Genomic DNA, 21968 nt, shown 5'->3' with positions numbered 1-21968 from the left:
TTACTCTAATTTCCGATCAACTGCTTGAGGTGGTTGTTCGAACCAATCTTTATTAATCGTAAGGAATAGACTCTCACCATAGTACTTCTTCATCTTATTATTAATGTTTGTCAGCTTTAATATAATATCTGACCTTAAAGTAGTATTCAATGCCTGGCCGATCATCGTAAAGCAAAACATCCCAAGACATGCATTAACAAAATAAAGCATTAGTTTATCAGAGAAAGGAGATACTTCCACGTCAAATATTTGATAATCTCCAGAGGCGGATATTGGGACATTTTCTTCCTCTAATACTTCTTTTAAGGAATCTATTGTTGATTCAATTACATCCCTCCCTTTCCCGAAATGTTTCTTTAACTCTTCGTCATTACTTAGCTTATTAAACGTAACAAAAATCATTTTTGAAAAATATGCTCTATGAATAATTCTTGTTATGTTAGCAATTTCCGCTGCATTTAATGCTCTTGCTTCACTTAACGATTTGCTTAAATATTTTTTGCTATCTACAAACTCCACCTTTTTTTCAAATGTAAGTTGAGGTGGCTTAAGGTAAATACCTTTTTCTAGCATTAATTCAACCGTCTCATCTTGAAGCTGTATAGTAGTTTCCAAAGCGGTATGAAAATAGTTTCTTGTATCTTTTCTAGTGCAATCAGATAAAGCACTAGGATAAGTAGTTAAAGCGAGCAATGTAATGTCATGACAGAAATACAAAATAAAAGTATCAGAAAAGACTTTACTCGCCTCCTTCACTACATCTCTTTCTGTAAAACCGATTGGTGTAGGGAAATCTTCTTTCATAAAAAATGTAGTAAGTTTTTCTATATTTTGTTGTGAGGCATTGAACATTTTTTCAACAATTATTTTTATATCTTCATCGTCCGTAGTTGTAGAAAAATACTCCGTTAATTTCATAATTAAATTGCTCATTAAATAGGCTGCCCATATATTAGATAATTCCGTAGAAGTTAAAGGCACTTCAGATTTATGCATACTAATTCTCTCCTTCTTAAACCCCATTAATGTCTTTATTGTTTGTTTATCTAGTCATTATTATGAAAAGAAAAATAATTGAAGGTTTTTAACTTAGAGGAAATAATACGATCAAAAAAATGAAATGATAAGGGAGGAATAATCTTAAAAGAAATTACGCCAACTGAATTTGCTTAAATGCTTAAAAAGAGTGAAAAAGTAAATATATTTGATGTCCGTGAAGATGAAGGCTAGATAGGGAAGTAAAGTTTCTGAAAATTCATTATGCGATAAGTATAAAACATCTCAATAGTGTTAAAGATGCAATTATTAATATTATTGAGGTGTTTATTCATGTATTTATTATTAGTAATGATTGTTTGGATTCTTTTTGCTTATAAGTTTGTAGATTGGTCTCAATGGAAGAAGCAATATTCAACTATTCTATTTTTTATGGTTGTTAATCTTTTTTACAATTACTTTTATTACAACCATACATTATGGGCTTTTAGAGGAATTACAGCAGAATGGTTAAATCACTCCATTATTAATTTAGCATTTACTCTTTTTATCTGTCCCGTTGGATTAATTATTTATTTACAAAGGTTCCCTCAAAAACGAAATTCGCAAATAGTTTATATAGGAATATGGGTATTATTCTATTCAGTGATCCAAACATTATTTGCTTATACAGGAATGTATGTCTATGATAACGGATGGAACGGTTGGCTAAATTTACTATTAAATACTGTGATGTTTACAATTATTTATATACATTACAGAAGCCCTCTCAAAGCTATACTATTATCCATTCTGTTAGCTATTATTTTTTATATCTTTTTCCCATTCCCGCTGGAAAGCTTAAAATAGGAAGGAGTACTTCAAATGGAAATTAAAGAATTATTATCTATTCCAGTTTTTTTATTACTACTATTTTTAACATACATTATTATGTGGACATATTTAAATGTCCGAACAGAGGTTAGAAAGAAAAAAGGGCCGGTAGATTAAGGGAGACTGTTGGCTAATAGTAACCAATAGCAAAAGGGCTAACGCCTTGACAATAAACTACCAAATAAAAGCTAGTTCAAATACGACTGGATATTCAGCGTAAGTTTTCCAGCTAGTGAGTCAATTTCATTCGGAGTGAATGGCTTGTAATAAATTAATGTGGTCATGTAGTACCTTTCTTTTCAAAATGTATGCATATGAATACTTTGTAAATGAAAATGTTGTTGTGAATAGGATTAAACAAAAAATACAGAGTACTTATGATAAGTACTCTGTATTTTTTGTTTAATATTGATAGTCGATTTCGAAAATTGGCCTTAACATGAAAAAATAGATTCCACTTTCATAAATGCGTATTAAAACCCATATTGCTCATACGATTCATGGGCTGGCATGCCTTCGCTAATATACAGCTTCTTTTTTGTTAAATTCATGATAATCGAAAAAACAGTTTCGATATGTCGATGAGAAGGGATTTGATGATTGATATAATGATTTATTGAATTGGGAGCATTGAACGTATCACTGAACCACAATTTAAATGTTTCTTCATTAATCTCTATATCATTTTTTACTGCGTACTTTATAAGTTGTTCTGCTCTTCTAAGGCGAATTTCGGAATCACTATATCTTAAACTATTCCCTTCTCCAACATTCATTTTAATTTCAGGTGAACAGATGTGATTAGTATGCACGCCATATTCGGTCTCATTATTTGTAATAGCAATGCCAAATGGAGACACCTCAACATGAAAAGCTAACCCTTTATTTTCTCCCTCACTATATCCAATCATAAAATTAGCAGCGGACGCCATTTGTCCTTCTTGAATTTTCCCCATTGCTTCGTGTAGCGAACGAGAATCAAGAATCGAGCGAAGGCCTAAGTGAATCGGAACCCCATCGCTTTTCTTCTTAGAATGAAGGGCATTTAATCCGACACCAATCGAATGATCATTACAGCCAATTTTCCCAATTATCCCACCTTCTGTTACCATGACGATGTTCGGCCGGTCCTCCCTTTCTATTTTAAGCAACAACAAACTATTTTTTTGTGCGGCTTTCCAATCCCAATTTTGACCGATGATGGTATCAGCTGATAAAGGACTACATGTAAAAATACTTGTGCATCCATCGGTGAAAGAGGAATGTGCCTCCCCTGTAAGTGCGATTTCACTTCTAGCATTGAGAGCCAAAATATCTTCAAAATCCATTGATGCCCCTTCTGCTACTCCATGGATTTCTTCAAGTAAACGTTCATCAAATTTTTCAATGGCTTTAATATGGATTTTCGCACGTTCCTTTACTTCATTCCACCGAATACCTTGGTAGTCATAAAATAGTTTTTCATACGTTTCCATACTCCTAAGGATTTCTTCTTTCCCGAGTAGACCATGTTGTTTACCTATCTCATACGCGGAACCTGACAGAGTCAATTTCTTCATTTATAAACTCCTTTGTTCTCATACTACATTTCTATTACAGATTTTCCTTACGTCTCATCATGCTTCTCTCTTTCACAAAAGAAGCGACTTCTTGCCCTGTAACGAACTCTATATTCGGATAGCTTTTGATATACTGAATAAATTGATCAAGCATATCAATTCGGGATGGCCGACCTATGATTTGCGGATGACAAACTAAATTAAACAACTGACCACGTTTATAAATTGCATGAAATTCTTCTTTCCAGACATTCATGACATGTTGTGCTGGAAAAATGGGCCTTGCTGGCCCTGTTACACTAAATAAAAAGAAGGGAGCATCATCGAGCATCCAATGGACAGGAATTTCAATTAAATCTGTCTGCTTCTCTTGCTTGACAACACGATACGGGTTAATAGAATCCATCATATTACTTGAATAGAGAAAATCATGTTCAATTAATAGGTCTAACATATGCTCACTTGTTTCCCATGCTGGTGAGCGAAAACCGACCGGTTTATGTCCAATTACTTTCTCTAAAGCGGTTAATCCCTTTATAAAAACTTCCCTTTCTTTTTCTGGATCCTCCGGGTCAACCCATTCATGTAAATAGCCATGGTGACCTATTTCATGCCCATCCGCAATAATTTCTTCTACCAAAGATTGATATTTTTCAGCTACCCAACCTGGGATAAAAAACGTGGATTTTATTTCATGTTTTCGCAGGAGCTCCAAAATACTTGGAACTCCTACATTTGCCCCGAATACACCTTGTGATAATGTACCTGGTTTTTTAAGATTGTCTTTATTTCTAGAAATCCATAATGTTTCGGCATCGAAATCAAACGTGAGCATCACAGGTGTTTGTATCCCTTTTTTCCAAATCAATGTCATCATTCCTTTTTTAATTTTCACAGCGAATAGCCTAAGTCATAAACTCCTGGTAAAGTTAATTCTTGATTCAGTTGTATTGCCGCTTCTTTTGCCCAGTATGGTTCACGTAGAAGACCGCGACCAACGGCTACTATGTCCGCCCTGCCTTCTCGGATTATCGACTCAGCTACATACGGACTTTCTAACCGACCAACTGTAATAACGGGTAACTTAAACCTTTCTTTTATTACCTGGGCATATTGTGCTTGATAGGCAGGGTAGACGTCAGGTCTTACGGGATCATTTCCACCTGTGCTGACATCAAATATGTCCACTCCAGCTTCAATAAAATGAGGAATTAACTTTAGCATATGATTAAAGTTGTAACCATTTTCTCCGTACTCAACTGCTGAAATTCTTAAGATTAACGGCATCTCAGATGGAATACGTGAACGAATTTCTCTTATAACTTCGACGGGAAACACGTGATATTCACCATATTGATCGGTTCGATGATTCGTAGCTGGTGACATAAACTGATGCAAAAGGTATCCATGAGCCCCATGAATCTCAATCGTATCAAAACCTGCTTCAACAGCTAATGCGGCAGATTCACCAAACTTTTCACAAATCTCTTTTACCTCATCCGTAGTTAATTCCCTTGGTACTGGAGATTCTTTTGAAAATGGATGCTTTCCAGGACCAACAACATCGCTTCCTTCAATCACTGATTTTCTACCAGCATGGGCGATTTGGATGCCTATCTTTGAACCATACTTATGACATTCTTCCACAATTCGCTTGAAGTAAGGAACTTGGTATTCAGAGTGAAGAGTCAGACATTGATTAGTTATTCTCCCTCTTAATTCCACATTAGTCATTTCTAGAAATATGAGCCCTGTGCCACCAATTGCTCGACTTACATAATGAACAAAATGCCAATCTGTTGGAGTCCCATCTTTGTTTTCAGCTTGATATTGACACATTGATGACATCATAATGCGATTTTTCAACTGAAGTCCTTTATGACTAAATGAACTGAATAGTCCGGCCATTTCATACCACCTCCATCTGATTAGTTAAGGGTTGATTAGTTTTAGAAAATCCCTATCATTGATAAAAGGATGAAGTATACCACTGTCACAACAATGAACCCACCAATTAAAATGACATAATCTTGTTTCTCAGGAGCAGCTTCCTCAGTGGCAAAGCCTTTGTCTTTTAATAATTTATAGCCTTCTTTTTCACTGTTTGTTTGTTTCGTTAGTAATGAGAGGATAATGAGTCCTCCAAATCCAATTGGAAAACTATAGACTGTAGGAAATGGTGCAAACCAACCCCAAAGATTGTTGGTGATGATCATAAACGCACCAACTGGAACACTTAACCAAATCATAATATTAACAGCTTTAATTGTGAGACGCTCCCAATATAATGAAAGGATTAAGGTTGGGAAGAGTCCAAGCGATGCGATTATCCCAGCTAACGATCCAGCAATAATTAATAAATAGTTTTGTTTAAAAGCCATGACTCCAACTAAAATTAAAACAATTACACTGATGCCGATTGTATATTTCTTCTTAGCGTCATCTGACATGTCCGGTTTTAGCGCATAGCGAAACAAATCTACTATCCCTTGCGAAATTGATAATGCTTGCGTGTTTGCCGTAGTAAATGCGGCTGACATTGCAGCACCGATGATGAGGACACCGACAATCCAAGGCCATACATGAACTGATGCATAGGCGGAAATGCTATCTGGATGCATTGAACCTGGTTCAATAACAGCCATTAACATACCAGCCGAAATAAAGATTAAAATTGATAAAACAACGGTAATGGTATAAGAAATAAATGACCCTTTTAAGACACTTTTTGGTTTATCGACTATAAGAGAACGGTTAATGATGTGAGGTGATCCACCAACAATTGCTAGCCACGCTAAAGCATAACCAACGAAACTTGCCATACCTAAACCAGAAGAACCTGTTGCTGACCAACCATCGAAGGATGAAATCGCTGCAATTCCTGCATCTACCCCTCCTACAGCAGAGATGGTTGCGGGCAGAATAATAATTGCAATTAGGATAAATAACACCATCGCAAACGTGTCTGTGATAACGACTGACCACATCCCTGACAAGCCAAGAGTAAATGCAACTATAATAACCATTATTGTGACTGCTAATGGTAACGGGATATCAAAAATAGTTTGTAGGATTAACCCACCACCTTGAATTTGTACTAATAGATAAAAATAGAGAATTCCTGCTAACGTTAAACCAAGGCCTGCATACATCCATTTTCCATTACTTCCAAATCTCACTTTATAGTATTCTGAAATACTAGTAACCCCAAGTTTTCTCATTCGTAAACCGATTAATGTGACAGCAATGATCCATCCAAAGGTAAAACTACTAGTATAAAAGAGGAGGAATGGCATCGGTCCCCAGTTCCAAGCAGAACCTACACCGCCGATAAAGGTCGATAGACTGACGTAGCTGGCTGTTAATGTACCAGTAAACATCCACCATTTTGCTTTTCTACCCATAATCCAATAATCTTCCGCCGTTTTAACATATTTCTTCACAACGATACTAATAAGAACGAATGCGATCAACACTATAACAATTCCCCATGCTAGATGCATAAATTATATCCCCCTTTTTAGGGCCATGTAATACAACAAGCCAAAGAAAAATGTAAACCCTAGAAAGTAAGCTAAAATGATTACTTCATGAATACCCGCGGAATCTTTAGGTGATGCAATAAACGCTAACGACGCAAGAAATCCCCAGACCAATACGCCCCAGCCAATCCAAACGACAATATCAAAGATATGACTGCTCTTTTTCGTTGGGTTTGTTTCATTCTTATCTTGATTCATTCAATTGCCCCCTTTTGATTATTAAATTATTTTGAACACCTAGAAATTCTAGGATGATACAAACCTTTTTTCTTTCACCTTGCTTGTTTATTTGAATTTGGTAGGCCATAATGACCAGATGATAGACCGCCATCAATCGGAATTATTTGTCCGGTCATGTACGTATTTAGCGAGGAAGTAATCATTTCAATTGCACCACTTACTTCTGTAGGTTTTGCAGGACGTCCAAGTGGGATTCTTTTGCTAAATGTCTGAACATAACTTGGATCCAACAACTCACTCTCAACCAGCCCTGGCGCAATACTATTCACTTGGATCCCATAATCTGCTAATTCAAATGCGAGTACTTTTGTTAGCATCACTAAGCCTGCTTTGGAAGCACAATAATGCCCTGACCCAATACGAGCTGATTGATAGCTTCCAGAGGAAATTGTAACAATATGGCCCCCACTACGTTGTGCAATCATCCTTTGAGCCACGTTCCGACATGTAAGAAACGCGCCTTTCAAATTAATGTCGAGTACACGATCCCATTCTTCTTCTTCCATATCAATGATTCGCATATCCGGGAAAATACCTGCACTATAGACTAAGATGTCAATTCCATCCCATTCTTCAACCATTATGTCTAGTGCCCTAGCAATCTCATTGGCCCTTCGGACATCCCCCTCCATTGTGAGAAGATCCTGCTGATACTGATTTTCCAGTTTGGTTAAGCCCTCTTGATTAATATCAAAGACAGCGACTTTTGCACCTTTTGATAGAAAATGGTTGACCGTGGCTAAACCGATACCAGAAGCACCGCCAGTAATTAACAATCTTTTCCCTTCAAAATCACTCAATTGTTTCGCCACCTCTTTCATTTACTGAGTCACATACCCTCCATCAATCACCAGTTCGGTACCTGTCACGAATTTGGATTCGTCTGAGGCTAGGTAAACAGCACCATAAGCAATATCATCTGGTTCACCAAAATCAGGCCAAGGCGTAAGAGTTCTAAATCGAGCAAGGATTTCTGGTTTTTCTAACTTTGCTTTTGTCATTGGTGTACGAATCATTCCTGGATGAATCGTATTGACTCGTACATAATTTTTTGCAAATTCAACTGCGGCTGTTTTTGTTAAGCCCATCATTCCGCTCTTCGCAGCAGTATAAGCCGCATTTTTCCCCGACCCTATTATTGCAAAAATAGACGATGTGTTGATGATCGAACCTCCTCCCGATGCAATCATTTTAGGCAAGAGTTCATACATCCCTAAATACACACTCGTTAAATTTGTTTGAATAATTTGATTCCATCTCTGATAATCTGTTTCTAATAACCCTTCATTGCCACTGATTCCAGCATTATTCACTAATACATTGACTGTAGTGAATTCAGAATCAATTTTATCGAGAATTTGTTCCCAACTCTGTTTACTAGAAACATCAGCTACAATCACTTCTATTTTTTGGCCAAATGGTGCTAACTCGACTTTCAACTCCTCTAAACGTTGCTGATCTAGGTCAACTAATAAAAGTTGCGCCCCTTCTTTTACAAATTTTTCTGAAATAGCTTTTCCAATTCCCCCTGTCGCCCCTGTCACTACCGCAACCTTGTCAGCTAAACGCATTGTTCAATCCCCCCTTAGTCATCTAGTTGTCTTCGATTTCAAGGTTATAGACTTCTTTCATAGCCTTTGCGGAAATATAGCCATCTTTATAATCTTGAATTACTTTTTCTTTTGGTCGGTTTTTCGGTGAACCGTAGCCACCAGATCCGGGGGTTTCAAAATATAAAATATCGCCTTTATTTACAATTAAACTTGTCGTTTTCCCATATAGTCTTTGTTCGTTTTCTGTTCCACGATTTAATATTTTTTGACCAGGCCGACCATCAAGTCCACCGTAAAATCCTTTAGGATTGGTAGTTTCGCCATCGCCGCGTGTCGTTAGTGTTAATTGATCTTCAAGCATTTCGATTTCTCTTATAATCCCTAATCCACCTCGGTATTCTCCCATCCCCCCAGAATCTTGGTGGAGTTCATAAGTATGAAATAATAGTGGATACTCTAATTCAGCTGATTCAATAGGCACATTCATGCAGTTCCCAACATGAACATCAATACCACTTAATCCATCTTTCGTTGGGCGAGCCCCCATCCCTCCACCATTCAATTCATAATAAACAAAGTAGTCATTCGTTTTCGGATTATTTCCACCAATTGCCACTGTCGTTGCATGTGCATTACTAGAAGCAGGAATTCTATCTGGAAGTGCTTTTGACATCGCTTCAAGACAGATATCACTTAACCTCATAATTGTGTGATATCGACCACTCACTGGTGCAGGGAAATGTGGGTTTAGGATGGTCCCTTTTTTGGTTCTGACTTCAATCGGCTTATAAGCACCTTCGTTTTGGGGAACAGATGAATCCGTTACACATCTGGTTATATAATAAGCTACAGCATTTACCGTTTCCTCCGTGACATTAAATGGACCTTTCGCTTGATCGGCACATTTGGTAAAATCATAGATCATTTTGTCGTCTAAAATTTCAATACTCACGTGGAGTTGGATTTGCTCATTCTTTACCACCCCATCATCATCTAAATGACCTGAGGCAGTATAAATCCCATTTTTGATTGCTTTTATTTTGCTTTTAATGCGATTTTCCGAATAAGTTTCCCACGCTTGAACAATCTCTTGAATCGTTTTAATTGAGTATTTCTCGTACAAATTCCTTACTCTTTTTTTACCGATTTCATTCGCTGAAATTTGTGATCTTATATCACCTAATGTGTAAGAAGGCATTCTTACATTAGCTCGAATAATACTGATTAGGGTTTGATTTTCTATCCCTTTTTCATACAATTTCACTGGTGGGATTAGCAACCCTTCTTGATAAAGTTCTGTCGCATTCCCCGGGGCACTCCCCGGAGCAATCCCCCCGACATCAACGTGGTGGCACATACTTCCGCAAAAACCAACCAATGTATCTTTGACGAAAACGGGAGCAAATAAGAGAATATCTGGACTATGAGAAGCCCCCATATAGGGATGGTTAATCATAATTTGATCGCCTTCAAAAATTTCGGCTTGTGTAAAATGATTTTTCAAAATGCCTTTCAGCGTTCCTCCCATTGACCCTAAATGGGTCGGAATATTATCTGATTGTGCGATTAAATTTCCATTTTGATCAAACACAGCCGTTGAAAAGTCTAATGCCTCGCGGACAATACTTGAATAGGCTGTTCGCTGTAAGGCAGCACTCATTTCTTCTGCAATTGACATAAACGAATGACCTACTACTTCCATTGTGATTGGGTTAATATTTGCTGCAATCAAGAGGATAACCCCTTTCCTAATGAAATAATTATGTTTCCGAAACGATCAAGTTGCGCTTCTTCATTTACTTCAACAATAATTGTTGTGTCCAAGCCATCGATAATTGCCGGTCCAGATATGCGATTTCCGCTAACCAGTTTGTCTAAATAAAACACCTCAACTTCTTCGAATTGATCTATTGAAAATAGGTAAACATTACGCTTTTGTTTTCTTGAATCTTCAGGCGGTTCTAACTGCAGTTCTTCGTAATGTTCAAGGCCAATTTCTGAAGTTAAACCAATCGCAGATAGACGGTAGTTCACCACTTCAATTGGTTGACTTTGGTCACAATACCCGTACTCCCTTTCATAATATTCAAAAAATTTACGCGATATATTTTCCAAGTTTATTTGGTCGTCCTGCTCTTCCAGTTCTACGTTTATTTCAAATGCTTGGCCTTTAAATCGTAAGTCTATTGATCTACGCAATTCTTGGTTTTCAAGTATTACCCCTTCTTTTTCTAGCAATTGTTTGCCACGTTCTTCTAACGTATTGAATTCACCGACAATTCTTGGTAAATTCGCTATATCGAGCGAAATAAGATTGGTTGTTGTAAAATCGTGTTTTATGTCTGCCACTAAAAATCCAAATGCTGATAACACGGAGGATGCATTCGGAATCACAACTTTTTGAATTCCTAGTTCACGTGCAATCGCTGTGGCATGAAGCGGTGAAGCTCCACCGAAAGCGAATAAAGTGAACTCTTCAGGGTTATGCCCTTTTCTGACTGAAACTAGACGCACTGCTTCAGCCATGTGATGATTCGCTATTTTTACCATCCCAACGGAGATCTCATCTGCAGAGAGGTGAGATTGTTCAAGGAGTTTTTGTTGCGCTTTAATTGCAGCTTCAAGATCTAAGTTCATTTCTCCACCAAGGAAATATTCTGGATCAATTCTTCCTAACAAAAGGTTAAAATCTGTGATTGCGATTTTCCCACCCCCATTTCCGTAACAGGCAGGACCAGGAAACGCCCCAGTACTCTCAGGTCCAACTTTAAAAAGTCCTCCCTCATCGATACGCCCAATACTTCCTCCCCCAGCTCCTACCGTTTCCATTTCAATCATTGGTGCTTTTAAAGGATAATTTTTCAATCTACTTTCAAGTGTCGTTTGTGGAGAGCCATCTTTAATCAAAGCAACATCGGTACTCGTACCGCCCATATCAAAGGTAATAATATTATTGATGCCTAGCTTCTCAGCGATAAACCCTGCAGCGACGACCCCACCAGCTGGACCTGAAAGTAAGGTTTGAATTACGTTTTCTGATGCTTCGCGCATCGTCATAATACCGCCATTGGATTTCATGATATAAGGAACTTTCACTTTGAGTTGTTCTAGTTTTTTCTCTAAATTAACAAAATAATTTTTTGTTTTTGGTTTTAAATAGGCGTTAACTACAGTGGTGATCGTTCGTTCATATTCCCTAAATTCTGGTGAAACATGATGGGATAACGAAACATGACATTCAGGGAATTCTTCTTTAATAATTTCTTCTGTTCTTAGTTCGTGAAGTGGATTGTTGTAGGAATGGAGGTAAGATACAGCTATGGAATGGATATTATTTTCTTTTACTATTCGTACAAATTTCCGAACATCTTCTTCATTTAACGTATGTAAGACCTCTCCGTCTGCCTTCATTCGTTCACGTACACCGAAACGAAATTGTCGGTCAACAAGACTGGGTGGTTTATCTTGAAATAAATCATAAAGCTTTAAACGCTTTTGTCTCCCAATTTCGATGACATCTCTAAATCCTTGTGTTGTAAAAAGGGCTACTTTGGAGCCTTTATTTTCAAGAAAAGCGTTAGTTGCAAACGTTGTCCCATGTACAAAATAATCTATTTGTTCTGGCTTGATTTGTGCTATGTTCATGATTTTCCTAATTCCATTAATTACACCTTCTGAAGGATCATTTGGAGAAGATGGAGTTTTTGTAAAATGCAGCTTCTTCTGCTGCTCGTTGAATAAAACAACATCGGTAAATGTCCCTCCAACATCTACGGCTAGTTTATAGTTTGTTGTCATTTTTTCCCCTCACTTTGTGATGATTTATTTAACTTTATCCAGTAATGAATAATAATTACCAGCAAGATTTAGTAGCAAGTTTTTTTGACTGTGTAGTGGAATTGTCCTTAATGGGAGTTCTTCCAATTTTGATTTCTCTCTATTAGGATTGATAATATTCTGTGCAACATATTCACCGAACAAAGTAGAAGTAGATGCCCCATGTCCACAATAACCTAATGCATAATGAATGGTCTTCTTTATGGTGCCAACATGCGGAAAAAAGTCCATTGGAAAAGCCACTTTTCCGCCCCATTTGTATTCAATTTTCTTATCCGATAATTCTGGAAATACCTCTAATAGATTCTCTCTTAGAGATTGATAAAGGCTTTCATCTTCTTTACTATTAAAACTCACCCGACCACCGAATAAAATGCGTTCATCCGGCGTTCTCCTGAAATAATATAGAAAATTCTTCGTATCTGATATCATGCGGTTATTAGGGATGAGCCGTTCGGTAATCTCTTTTCCAAGTGACTCTGTAGCAATAATATAACTGCCCATTGGCATAATGGAGCGAGTTAATTTTTTGTTGAGTTTCTCCGTGTAGCCATTTGTGGCAAAAACAATATGAGAGGATTGAACAACACCCATTTCAGTCTTAACAGAATATCCATGGTGATTCTCCTCTACTGAGCTGACTTCTGTTTGTTCATAAATTTCTCCACCTTTTTCTTCCACTGCATTCGCCAAACCTATTGCATAGTTTAACGGATGGAATGAAGAGCTCTTAAAATCTATTAACCCACCGTAATAAAAATCACTATCCAACTCTTTTTTTAGCTGGTTTCGGTCAACGTATTGGAGCTCATACTTATAAGCTTCCCACATAAACTCTTGTTCTCGTTTCAAAGCTTCCGAATGGCTTGATTTGAATGCAGCTTTCATGCTACCACAGTCACTTAACGAACATTCAATTCCTTCCGCTTTAACAATTTCACGTACTTTTTCAATCCCTAAACTGGACTGATCAAGAAATATTTTCGCTGTTTCTCGACCCCAACGCTTTTCAATTTTTTGAATACTATTCTTGAATCCTGTTAATACCATCCCGGCATTTCTTCCACTAGCTCCCCAACCAACGACGTTTTTTTCTAAAACAACACAATTGATTCCTGCTTTTCGTAAGTAATAGGCTGTAGCCAGTCCCGTGAACCCTGCACCAATTATTACTATATCTGTCTGGATTTCCCCCTCAAGTGATGGTCGTATTTTCAATGGATTTGATGTGGCCGCCCATAGTGAATCTGTGTGAATCATGCTTATTAACCCCTTTTCTCCAAATGTAATCAAAAGGCTTATTTGAATGAATTAATTGCATTCACATTCTCAGATTGTTCTAGAATTGTTTCAATATTGAAACTTCATTTCTTATTTGATATAATTGAATATAACAAACCGTCCATTTCGCTGTCAATGTAATTTTCTAAAAATATCGAATATTATAAATTTATGTTCTTAGAGTAGAAAACTAAAAATATACTTAAAGGTAGGTTTAAAATGAGTGAATTAGAGAAAAAGAACAGTAACTTTATCCCTTCTGTGTATTCTGCACTTAACATACTAGAATTTTTAACGAAGGAAAAATACAAAAAAAGCACATTGACTGAACTATCAAGTGCCCTTGGCATTAGTAAAAGTACTTGTCTACGAATATTAAAAACATTGGAGCTCAAAGATTATGTTCACTTTGATCCGATTAGTAAACGCTATAAACTAGGCTCTTATTTGATTTTTCTTGGATTGCGATCTAAAGAGATGAATGACTTTATGAATACATCAATCTCTTATTTGTCCACAATTTGCGAAGAAGTTAACCAGACTGTCGTTTTAGCCAAACCAAATGATGATTTACATTTGGTTTACATTGCAAAAGAAGAACCAGATCAGCAAATAAGGTTAACGATTTCGCCTGGTGAAACGTTCCCAGTCATTGGTGGTGCTGTTGGTAAATGTTATCTTGCTCATTTACCTGATTCTGAAATTACCAAGATTATTTCAGCATTTATGGTGGATGGACATCTTCCACGTTACACTGAAAATACAATTACGGATCCCGAAAAGTTTAAAGAAGAATTAAGAACTATTAGACACGAGGGAATTGCTGAAACGAATTCTGAGCATACACAAGGAATTCATGCTATTGCCTGTCCAATTTTTAATGGCAAAGGCGAGGTAGTTTTATCAGTCGGCATCTTTTTACATAGCACCTTTTCTAATAGTTTATCTGACATAACCTATTATAAAGATGCCTTAAGAAAACACGCACACAATCTAGAATCGTTAATATCAAGATACTTTTAAGGCACACTAGAAATAAGAAGATGCGCCAGCCATTATACAAGTTTTGGATGGCGCTTAGTACTTATAGAACTTTTTTAAATGAGTAACAAAATTTCTCGTACCCCATTTTGGTCTCATAAAATCTGTGTGCGTCTACTCTTGCTAACCCAGATTCTAAAGCTACCATACCGCACCCACTATCTCTTGCAAATTCATGAATGTATGAAAGTAATTGCTCCCCATACCCCTTAGAACGGTGAGTCGACTGAGTAACTAAGTCATACACAAAGACATGTTTCCCATAATAAAAATTAGTTTTTATCGTAACTCCGGCAACTGCAACAATTTTATTATTTTCATATAAAGCAAACATTCTATATCCTTCTTCCCTCATACTACAAAGAAAGTCGAAATATGTTTTTTGGTTTAAATGAATTCTTAATTCATTTATCACAGGAAATGCTGCAAGCCATTCTAGCTCTTTGACTAATTCTTTAATCATCCAATTCACCTCTCGAAGAAATTTACAAAATTTTTTTTTAATTTCATTTTCAATCATATTCATACGATTATAGGTTTATTTGGTATTATTAAAAAACTTGATTTATTCTTAGACAAAAACTGAGAAAAATTATAAAACAATAAGAAAACAACTAATACTCTAAATATAGTATAAGGGGTTACAAGAAATAGACTTACACATATTAATATAATAATACTCAAGCTATTTCTTAAAGCTTCTGTGAGGGTTTTTTTGCTTTAGAAATATTAGAACAGTTCTCCTTGCGTTGTAATACTACTATTTTACAGTTTTGATTTCCCCTGAAGATGAACTAGCAGAATAAAATTTAAAAGCACAGAAAAAACTGTCCTTTTATTTACGAACCTATTAAATTATTACTTTTCTTTCAACATTAGCTTTGCTTCTCGTTCATTACGGTACCATATAAATCTTGAAATACAGAAACACCAACTATAATGTTAGCCCAGTAAGAAGAAATATTTTACTCGTTACCCTCTACTCTTTTCGTTTTTCTTTGTTAAGTTACCATTCATTCACTAATACTACTTTTCCAACTGCCTTATTAGATTCCAATAAAGAATGCGCTTCATTAACTTGATCAAAGGTGAAAACTTTTTCATCGACAAGTGGCACTAGTTTTCCTGCCTCAACTAGTTTTGTTACCTCTTTCAATATTTCCCCATATTCCTGTCTTTGGTCCTTAGTAATTACCTTTAATAACATGAACGTAATATGTAGGGACAGTGCTTTAGCATGTAGAGGGGACAAATCATGTGTTGAACGTGCTGCGATTGCTACAACAGTTCCATAAGTGGCAGCTGCTTCAAATGACCGATTAAGGTTATCGCCACCAACCGTATCGAACACAACATCAAACCCTTTTCCATCGGTATTTTCCTTGATGTATTCTTCAACGGATTGTTCCCGATAATTAATAACTTTATCTGCACCTAAACGTTTTCCTATGCTCAACTTTTCGTCAGATGAGCCCGTTGTAAATACTTTGGCTCCCGCAAGCTTTGCTAACTGAATTCCAATATGACCTACACCACCTGTAGCTCCATGAACGAGTACTGTTTGATCTTTTTGCACATTTGCACGATTATAAAGTGACTCCCATGCAGTAATAGTTACTAGAGGAAGAGCAGCTGCTTGGGCCATCGTTAAATTTTTCGGTTTATGAGCTAGAAGGTTAACATCCGCCAGCATATATTCTGCAAGTGCACCACCTGTTCCTTTAAAACCACCGGCGCACCCATATACTTCATCACCAACCTGAAACTCTGTTACCCCTTCTCCGACTTCTGCGACAACTCCTGCTACATCGCCATGTAGTACAGCTGGGAACTCTGGCGCAACTGCTGGAACGAAGCCGGCACGAACCTTTGTATCAATTGGATTTACACTTGTTGCTCTTACATGAATAACGACATGCCCTGTAACTACTTTAGGCTTAGGAATTTCAGTAATTTCAAAAACAGATGGGTCTCCAAACTTATTTATTACCAGTGCTTTCATTTTTTCTCAAACTCCTTTTCCTTTAATTTAAAATAGGCGCTTGTTGTGGATAATTTGTTCTTGATACTTTCCAGGTTACGTACTTTCTATTTACGTTCTGAAGGTTTGCTAAGATGGGTTTCGAATTTTTAGATTCTTCTTACAATTAAAATTATACTTTATATATTATAGATTTAATAGTCGCACATTTTTAATTAGTTAGTACCTTCTCAGTTTAGGGATTGACAGAAAAAAATTGTATCTAGAGCACTTGTAAAAAAGTCACAAAGACTAATGTAGTTACCGTTTTAGTGGGGAAAAATTTGCTATACTATTTCTAATAAAAGCTTTAAAAACATATGAAAATACAGTATTGATTAGGTCTTATTTTAAGAGTTTGAACAGTAATCAGCGGGCTATTAAAATACTAGCATTCTCTTTAAAAATGGAACCCCTTTTTTAAAGGCTAGTGTACCGGGAAGAATCGTATAGTTGTAGAAGAGTATTAGGAACAGTGTGGGTTGTCAAAGTTGCGTGATAGGAGAAATCTTTTTTGAGGTGAAAATGGAAGGTCCATATAAGTCAAAAATAATGGAACATCACAATGAGTTCTATAGGAAAAAATACAAAAAAAAGAGATTCTTTTCCACATTATACTTTAAGGCAGTGGAGGGCAGTTACAACTATGCCCCCCAACTCTGCCTCATTTTTTCAGAATCATTAAATTGTGGTAGTCGACATATTTTTGATGAATCGTATGTTTGATCGTAATTTTCTTATTGTGTAGTGAGTTGTTTTCATTAATATGTTGAACACGTTCATTTTGAAGGTCTAACGTTATTGCTCCTCTGTCGAACATTACATGATGATTTGGGCAAAGTACTATCATGTTTTCTTTCATATCCGGTCCATTGTGCAATCCTAATGGTTGAATATGGTGTACTTCAGTAGAGTACTGATTAAATCCTGTTTCTACTACTTCTCCACACACTTGACACGTATGGCGATATAGTTGCTTTAATTGTTGGACAAGGGTTTGATCTCGTAATACAACCTTTACTTCTCTAGACTCTTTAACAGGATTTAGTGACCCTTCTTTTATGATAATTTTTCTGGAGGTAGTATAAGGTTGTACATTATCTACTTTCCGAGGTCTCATAGAGCCTATCGGTTCTCGTGAAATATCAGGTGCGAGTTTAACATTGGTATGCTTAATATTATTGTCTATTGATTCCATTTCTGTTGGAGCACTCTTTACTTCTAAACCACTAGACTCACTTAGAGGTTTTAAAGGACCTGAAACTTCCATTTGTTCCAAGTCAGATAACGAAACAAAGGAAGGAATATTCATTAACTTCTTTCCTCTTACATGGATAACCTTAACATGTTCGACCTTATTTTCTTCTACAAGGATTTGCTCAAGTTCCTCTAATGTGTATTTACGAAGACGGTTTTGGATATCTACTAATCTTAGTCGCTCATTTTCTAGTATCTTCCCATAACCATTATGCAAGACATCGCTAAAATATAAGTTACCTGCAATTCGATTTTTTCTTTGAATTGTGATTTTGAGTATGTCAACATCTTTACACGGCACTTTAAAAATCTCTTTGTTATCTATTATTATTTTCGGGAAAGCAAAGCTAAACCCTTCCCTATTTTGTTCGAGAGCGTGCTCTAATTTTTCTATTCTTTTCAAACTTTGCTTCGTTAATACTAATTTATGAGAGTTATTAAGTTCATATCTAACATCTGTAAAAAGAATTTCGCCCCTTAACAAGTCACGAGGTTTAGATATCTCTCTTTCAAATTGTCCTCGTCCCCATGTAACAATTAGTTTTCCATCATTCGTATATGGGAAAATCCCTTGCAAGTCATTATTCCTATGGCATTGATAAATATACTCCATTGTAGCTAAATGCTTTTCTTTTGTTACATCTACTTCTTTAGGAATATTTTTAAAATGTACGTCTTTGTAGGTAAACTCTTGATGTTTCATGCGTGTAACACACCTTTTTCATATACTTTCTTTATTATATAAAAGGTGACAGAGAAAATAAATGAGAGTTATTGTTAGATGCACAAAATTAACATGATTTGGTGAACAGAGGGACAGGAAAGTCGTTCAAGCATTTTTTTACATTTCTGTTTGCAAATGTGTGCACAATTTTTCCTGTTCCCTCCTCCATTGTCCTCCCATATGTTATTTTTAGTTAGCTATCTTGTAAACTGGGTCTTTTTTCTCCTCTTTTATTTTTTTAATATCGTATCTAATTAGTACAGTTAGAAATAGGGCAACGACTAACAATATCGTAAAGACTAAAAAGGCAGGGGTGTAAGTTCCGGTAGCATCATGGATAGAAGATACGACAATTGGTCCCACAACCCCAGCTAAAGACCACCCTGTTAAAATATACCCGTGAATGGCACCAAGCTCCTTCGTACCAAATATATCTCCAATAAAGGCAGGGAGGGTCGCAAATCCACCACCATATACCGTCATAATACTAAAAATTAATATCTGAAATAATATAACATTTGTTACATGTGGTAAGGTTAAAAATGCGAAGATTTGAATCGAAAAAAAGATTAAAAATACTGTAGGTCGTTGAATATAATCGGATGCACTGGACCATCCAATTCTTCCTCCACCATTAAAAATACCCATAAGTCCTACCATAGAGGCTGCAGCTGCTACATTGAGCCCTACCATTTCTTGGGATAATGGAGAAGCTACCGAGATAATCATAATACCCGAGCTAATATTAATAAAAACCATTCCCCAAAGAAGCCAAAATCGTTTCGTTTTTATTGCTTCATTTGCTGTTAGTTGGTCCAAGTCTTCTTTTAATTTCTTTGTGTTACCTTCTTTTACCTTAGCCTGAAGTTTAGGTACCCATCCTTGTGGAGGTCTTGTAATATACATGGCCCCACATATCATAAGAATAAAGTAAATGGTTCCTAATATATAAAAAGTAGTAGATACTCCTACACTTTCAATTAACCTAGCTGCAACGGGGCTCGTGATGAGTGCACCCGCTCCAAATCCAAATACCGCCATTCCTGTAGCTAACCCCCTTCGATCAGGAAACCATTTTACTAAGGTAGATACAGGTGAAATATAGCCAATCCCTAATCCAATCCCCCCGACTACACCATACAAAATAAGAAATAGGAGTAGTGACTCGGTAGAAACTGCGAAACCAGCCCCAACTTGTCCTGAGCTAAATAGAACAGCGGCTATCATGGCAGACTTTCTAGGGCCTATTCTTTCGACCATACGTCCAAACGTTGCAGCTGATAAGCCTAAAAACACAATAGCAAGAGTAAATGCTAAAGTTACTTCTGTCGCTTTCCAACCTATCGATTCTGCAATAGGTTTTGTATATACACTGTATGCGTAAGTAGAACCAATAGATATATGGATAGCAATCGCAGATAATGCAATGAACCATCGATTTTTGTTAGTATTCAATCCTCTCACTCACTCTCTAGTTTTTTTTGTGGTTTTTAACTAAGTTTATTGTTGGTTTTAGGAAGACTTCCTTTCTTTGTGTGCTATGTTTGTAAAGTTATATTCTCATATGTATTTGAAGAATATTTTTTCGTCACTTGCATCCTCCCCTAATTAATACAGTTATTTGTTATATCTATATGTCTATACTTTACCATCTTGTGAATGTTTTCACATAGTTGTGTAGACAGGTTCATAATAAGTTCAATGTTATGTGAATTATTTGTGACCGAGGTAATGTCATTATTGTTGACTAAGCCCATATAATAAAAAAGACCGATAGTGCTGGTATCACTATCAGTCGAACAATAACAGGTTCCCATTAAAGTAATCAGCATTATGGAAATAAAATAACCCAACCTATTAGCTGGGGGTACTCCAGGGTAAGTTATTTTATCTTTTAAAAGAGCTTAGCCCAAGGCGTAAACCAGCCTCCACCTACATTACCCGACTCATCAATCCATTAATCCCTCATCAATATAAACTTCCATTCCCTCATCTTCCAAACATTCACCAAAAAATTTAACTGCCTTCCGATAGTCGTATTTGAGTATATTCAAATCTTGGTCATCTGCATCATATACGGCTACAACCACATCATTGGCATATAGAGTAATGTAATTATCTGATCGCTTCTTTAAATGTGCCTCAACACTGAACTCTTCGCCTTTTATTACTTTTTTGTTTGACTTTAATGCCTTAGATAGTAAGTGTTTAATTTCTTTCATTTATATAACCTCCAATAGGTAAGCTCATATTATCCTAACAGAATTCTAGTATGTATAAATAAGAGATCAGCGTCTACTCTTTAGGCCGGTCAAGCGCTTGGTAAGCCGACTGATACTTTCCGCCATCCGCTACTTCTGAATGGTACAAGGCTTTGAGGGCATTGTTTTTTTCTAAACCGTGCTCTGCCTTCAGTTCTTTAAAGCGTGTATGTAGTTCTTTATTTTCCTTTATTAGTTGTTGCATTTGTGATTTTATATATTTCAAGATATTTATCTCCTATCTAAATTTCTGAGTTTAGTTTGATTTCTCACTAGAGAGAACCTTTTTAAAGTGATCTCTAAATTGCTCTCGGTCTTCTGCGGTGAAAGGCTTTGGTCCCTTTGTTCGCTGTCCGCTTTTTCGAGCCATTGCACTTAAATAACGTGTTTGTAATAATTGGTCAATATTTTCATTTGAATATGTAAAACCTTTATGGTGAAGGACGATCACTCCTTTTGCTAAACCTAGCGATGCAAGACCATAATCTTGCGTCACGATTATATCTCCTTTTTTCACTAACTTCACAATCCGATAATCTGCAGCATCTGCTCCAGAATCGACATAAATGGTTTCCACTCCTGCTGGCTGTTCTGCATTAGAATAATGAGAAAAGCTTGTTACAAGAATAACCGGAATTTCATACTTCCTTGCTTCCGAAATAATAATATCTTTCACCGGACAAGCATCTGCATCCACATATATTTTCATCTTTTACCTCCTGTTAACAAGTTAGACTTACTCTCTTTTTCAACTGGACTAGCCCGTTCTTCCTTTTATCTCATC

At 36.5% G+C, this 21968-nt stretch carries 21 protein-coding genes; 3 read left to right on the top strand and 18 right to left on the bottom strand.

The window, feature by feature from the left end:
* Positions 1–996: a DUF3231 family protein gene (locus tag BC6307_RS06895; RefSeq protein ID WP_066415899.1), complete on the bottom strand. Its 996-nt coding sequence runs from the start codon at positions 994–996 to the stop codon at positions 1–3.
* Between the two features lie 333 nt (positions 997–1329).
* Here BC6307_RS06895 and BC6307_RS06890 point away from each other — a divergent pair, with 333 nt between their 5' ends.
* Together BC6307_RS06890 and BC6307_RS25495 are read left to right on the top strand one after the other, a co-directional pair.
* Positions 1330–1845 (top strand): CBO0543 family protein, encoded by a 516-nt coding sequence (locus BC6307_RS06890; RefSeq protein ID WP_066415902.1) that lies wholly within the window; start codon positions 1330–1332, stop codon positions 1843–1845.
* A 15-nt stretch (positions 1846–1860) separates the two neighbouring features.
* On the top strand, positions 1861–1986 hold the full coding sequence (locus BC6307_RS25495) for a hypothetical protein (protein WP_268874273.1): 126 nt from the start codon (positions 1861–1863) through the stop codon (positions 1984–1986).
* 356 nt (positions 1987–2342) lie between these two features.
* Here BC6307_RS25495 and BC6307_RS06885 read toward each other — a convergent pair whose 3' ends face one another.
* The 10 genes from BC6307_RS06885 to BC6307_RS06840 all read right to left on the bottom strand — a co-directional run bounded on the left by BC6307_RS06885 (position 2343) and on the right by BC6307_RS06840 (position 13860).
* Positions 2343–3428: a C45 family autoproteolytic acyltransferase/hydrolase gene (locus BC6307_RS06885; protein WP_066415904.1), complete on the bottom strand. Its 1086-nt coding sequence runs from the start codon at positions 3426–3428 to the stop codon at positions 2343–2345.
* 34 nt (positions 3429–3462) lie between these two features.
* The gene (locus BC6307_RS06880; RefSeq protein WP_235858119.1) at positions 3463–4296 is read right to left on the bottom strand and encodes a polysaccharide deacetylase family protein; all 834 of its coding nucleotides are present in this window, start codon (positions 4294–4296) and stop codon (positions 3463–3465) included.
* A gap of 23 nt (positions 4297–4319) precedes the next feature.
* Positions 4320–5336, bottom strand: coding sequence for an NADH:flavin oxidoreductase/NADH oxidase (locus tag BC6307_RS06875; RefSeq protein ID WP_066415905.1), 1017 nt, complete (start codon positions 5334–5336; stop codon positions 4320–4322).
* Between the two features lie 41 nt (positions 5337–5377).
* Positions 5378–6931 carry a sodium:solute symporter family protein gene (locus BC6307_RS06870; RefSeq protein WP_066415908.1) on the bottom strand — a complete coding sequence of 518 codons (1554 nt, stop codon included), beginning with the start codon at positions 6929–6931 and terminating at the stop codon, positions 5378–5380.
* Positions 6932–6934: 3 nt separating this feature from the next.
* The gene (locus BC6307_RS06865; RefSeq protein ID WP_066415911.1) at positions 6935–7168 is read right to left on the bottom strand and encodes a hypothetical protein; all 234 of its coding nucleotides are present in this window, start codon (positions 7166–7168) and stop codon (positions 6935–6937) included.
* 74 nt (positions 7169–7242) lie between these two features.
* Entirely contained in the window at positions 7243–8010 is a 768-nt protein-coding gene (locus BC6307_RS06860) for an SDR family NAD(P)-dependent oxidoreductase (RefSeq protein WP_157729277.1), read from the bottom strand.
* A gap of 21 nt (positions 8011–8031) precedes the next feature.
* A complete protein-coding gene (locus tag BC6307_RS06855; RefSeq protein ID WP_066415915.1) occupies positions 8032–8781 on the bottom strand; it encodes an SDR family NAD(P)-dependent oxidoreductase in 750 nt (249 codons plus the stop codon).
* Positions 8782–8803: 22 nt separating this feature from the next.
* On the bottom strand, positions 8804–10495 hold the full coding sequence (locus tag BC6307_RS06850; protein ID WP_066415917.1) for a hydantoinase B/oxoprolinase family protein: 1692 nt from the start codon (positions 10493–10495) through the stop codon (positions 8804–8806).
* The gene (locus tag BC6307_RS06845; RefSeq protein WP_066415918.1) at positions 10492–12561 is read right to left on the bottom strand and encodes a hydantoinase/oxoprolinase family protein; all 2070 of its coding nucleotides are present in this window, start codon (positions 12559–12561) and stop codon (positions 10492–10494) included. Before BC6307_RS06845 ends, BC6307_RS06850 begins: the two co-directional genes overlap by 4 nt.
* Before the next feature lie 24 nt (positions 12562–12585).
* Complete coding sequence (locus tag BC6307_RS06840; RefSeq protein WP_066415920.1) at positions 12586–13860, bottom strand: NAD(P)/FAD-dependent oxidoreductase; 1275 nt, start codon at positions 13858–13860, stop codon at positions 12586–12588.
* A gap of 240 nt (positions 13861–14100) precedes the next feature.
* Here BC6307_RS06840 and BC6307_RS06835 point away from each other — a divergent pair, with 240 nt between their 5' ends.
* The gene (locus BC6307_RS06835) at positions 14101–14904 is read left to right on the top strand and encodes an IclR family transcriptional regulator (RefSeq protein WP_066415922.1); all 804 of its coding nucleotides are present in this window, start codon (positions 14101–14103) and stop codon (positions 14902–14904) included.
* Between the two features lie 61 nt (positions 14905–14965).
* Here BC6307_RS06835 and BC6307_RS06830 read toward each other — a convergent pair whose 3' ends face one another.
* From BC6307_RS06830 to BC6307_RS06800, 7 genes are all read right to left on the bottom strand, one after another.
* On the bottom strand, positions 14966–15385 hold the full coding sequence (locus BC6307_RS06830) for a GNAT family N-acetyltransferase (protein WP_066415924.1): 420 nt from the start codon (positions 15383–15385) through the stop codon (positions 14966–14968).
* Between the two features lie 543 nt (positions 15386–15928).
* On the bottom strand, positions 15929–16924 hold the full coding sequence (locus BC6307_RS06825) for a zinc-dependent alcohol dehydrogenase family protein (protein WP_066415926.1): 996 nt from the start codon (positions 16922–16924) through the stop codon (positions 15929–15931).
* 682 nt (positions 16925–17606) lie between these two features.
* The gene (locus BC6307_RS06820; protein ID WP_066415927.1) at positions 17607–18902 is read right to left on the bottom strand and encodes an HNH endonuclease; all 1296 of its coding nucleotides are present in this window, start codon (positions 18900–18902) and stop codon (positions 17607–17609) included.
* A 210-nt stretch (positions 18903–19112) separates the two neighbouring features.
* A complete protein-coding gene (locus BC6307_RS06815) occupies positions 19113–20378 on the bottom strand; it encodes an L-lactate MFS transporter (protein WP_066415974.1) in 1266 nt (421 codons plus the stop codon).
* A 494-nt stretch (positions 20379–20872) separates the two neighbouring features.
* Complete coding sequence (locus tag BC6307_RS06810; RefSeq protein WP_066415929.1) at positions 20873–21145, bottom strand: hypothetical protein; 273 nt, start codon at positions 21143–21145, stop codon at positions 20873–20875.
* A gap of 73 nt (positions 21146–21218) precedes the next feature.
* The gene (locus BC6307_RS06805) at positions 21219–21410 is read right to left on the bottom strand and encodes a hypothetical protein (protein WP_066415931.1); all 192 of its coding nucleotides are present in this window, start codon (positions 21408–21410) and stop codon (positions 21219–21221) included.
* A 30-nt stretch (positions 21411–21440) separates the two neighbouring features.
* Positions 21441–21893, bottom strand: coding sequence for a YaiI/YqxD family protein (locus BC6307_RS06800; protein ID WP_066415934.1), 453 nt, complete (start codon positions 21891–21893; stop codon positions 21441–21443).
* Positions 21894–21968: the final 75 nt, after the last annotated feature.

The sequence above is a fragment of the Sutcliffiella cohnii genome (assembly GCF_002250055.1).
Lineage (GTDB): Bacteria > Bacillota > Bacilli > Bacillales > Bacillaceae_I > Sutcliffiella > Sutcliffiella cohnii.
Note: the sequence above shows the minus strand (reverse complement) of the source record. Positions and strands in the feature narration are given on the sequence as shown.

Bases quoted from the DNA above. Each gene is read 5' to 3' on its own strand.
- BC6307_RS06895 (WP_066415899.1), bottom strand. From the start codon at position 996: ATGCATAAATCTGAAGTGCCTTTAACTTCTACGGAATTATCTAATATA.
- BC6307_RS06890 (WP_066415902.1), top strand. From the start codon at position 1,330: ATGTATTTATTATTAGTAATGATTGTTTGGATTCTTTTTGCTTATAAG.
- BC6307_RS25495 (WP_268874273.1), top strand. From the start codon at position 1,861: ATGGAAATTAAAGAATTATTATCTATTCCAGTTTTTTTATTACTACTA.
- BC6307_RS06885 (WP_066415904.1), bottom strand. From the start codon at position 3,428: ATGAAGAAATTGACTCTGTCAGGTTCCGCGTATGAGATAGGTAAACAA.
- BC6307_RS06875 (WP_066415905.1), bottom strand. From the start codon at position 5,336: ATGGCCGGACTATTCAGTTCATTTAGTCATAAAGGACTTCAGTTGAAA.
- BC6307_RS06870 (WP_066415908.1), bottom strand. From the start codon at position 6,931: ATGCATCTAGCATGGGGAATTGTTATAGTGTTGATCGCATTCGTTCTT.
- BC6307_RS06865 (WP_066415911.1), bottom strand. From the start codon at position 7,168: ATGAATCAAGATAAGAATGAAACAAACCCAACGAAAAAGAGCAGTCAT.
- BC6307_RS06855 (WP_066415915.1), bottom strand. From the start codon at position 8,781: ATGCGTTTAGCTGACAAGGTTGCGGTAGTGACAGGGGCGACAGGGGGA.
- BC6307_RS06845 (WP_066415918.1), bottom strand. From the start codon at position 12,561: ATGACAACAAACTATAAACTAGCCGTAGATGTTGGAGGGACATTTACC.
- BC6307_RS06840 (WP_066415920.1), bottom strand. From the start codon at position 13,860: ATGATTCACACAGATTCACTATGGGCGGCCACATCAAATCCATTGAAA.
- BC6307_RS06835 (WP_066415922.1), top strand. From the start codon at position 14,101: ATGAGTGAATTAGAGAAAAAGAACAGTAACTTTATCCCTTCTGTGTAT.
- BC6307_RS06830 (WP_066415924.1), bottom strand. From the start codon at position 15,385: ATGATTAAAGAATTAGTCAAAGAGCTAGAATGGCTTGCAGCATTTCCT.
- BC6307_RS06825 (WP_066415926.1), bottom strand. From the start codon at position 16,924: ATGAAAGCACTGGTAATAAATAAGTTTGGAGACCCATCTGTTTTTGAA.
- BC6307_RS06820 (WP_066415927.1), bottom strand. From the start codon at position 18,902: ATGAAACATCAAGAGTTTACCTACAAAGACGTACATTTTAAAAATATT.
- BC6307_RS06810 (WP_066415929.1), bottom strand. From the start codon at position 21,145: ATGAAAGAAATTAAACACTTACTATCTAAGGCATTAAAGTCAAACAAA.
- BC6307_RS06800 (WP_066415934.1), bottom strand. From the start codon at position 21,893: ATGAAAATATATGTGGATGCAGATGCTTGTCCGGTGAAAGATATTATT.